Here is a 526-nt window from a genome sequence, read left to right on the forward strand (position 1 = left end):
GCGCCACCCAGCACATCGGCATAGGCGTCGCGGATCGCCTCGGCTGGGAACAGCGCCGGATCGGGAATACCGCCGGCAAACGAGATGATGTCCGGCTGGTCGAGCAGCTTCAGCAGCTCGCGGATTTCGGACGCTTTCATGCGCGACGAGCGCGAAGCCAACAGGTTCATAAGGGTCACGGCACGCCTCCCCGACGCTGCAATATAGGTCAACTTGACTGACCTATATCCCCTCTTGGCCGCGAATTGAAGTGTGCCTGAACGGTTTCCCGAATGCGCCAGCACTGGCGCACTGCTCGAACGCCGCGAGCAGTTCCACAAAAGTGTTGCAGCGTTTTCCGACCGCCTAAAGGCTCTTCTTGTAGCCGAGATGGCTGCCGGTGAAGCCGAGGCTTTCGTAAAAACGATGCGCGTCCGCCCGCCCTTTGTCGGTGGTCAGTTGAACGAGGCCGCAGCCGCGCGCGCGGCACGCGTCGATCGCCCATTCGATCATCCGCCTGCCGATGCCGTCTGAGCGCCTGTGGTCG

The 526-nt window shown here is 62.4% G+C and carries 1 protein-coding gene and 1 pseudogene; both read right to left on the bottom strand.

The genetic code is table 11. The features are described 5' to 3' along the window. Positions 1-170: pseudogene (locus EN991_RS41540) on the bottom strand (PLP-dependent aminotransferase family protein); the annotation flags it as partial. A 175-nt stretch (positions 171-345) separates the two neighbouring features. Next, a partial coding sequence (locus tag EN991_RS39185) for a GNAT family N-acetyltransferase (protein WP_164769812.1) occupies positions 346-526 on the bottom strand: 181 nt, incomplete at its 5' end.

It is taken from the genome of Mesorhizobium sp. M7A.F.Ca.US.005.03.2.1 (genome assembly GCF_003997795.1).
Taxonomy (GTDB): Bacteria; Pseudomonadota; Alphaproteobacteria; order Rhizobiales; family Rhizobiaceae; genus Mesorhizobium; species Mesorhizobium ciceri.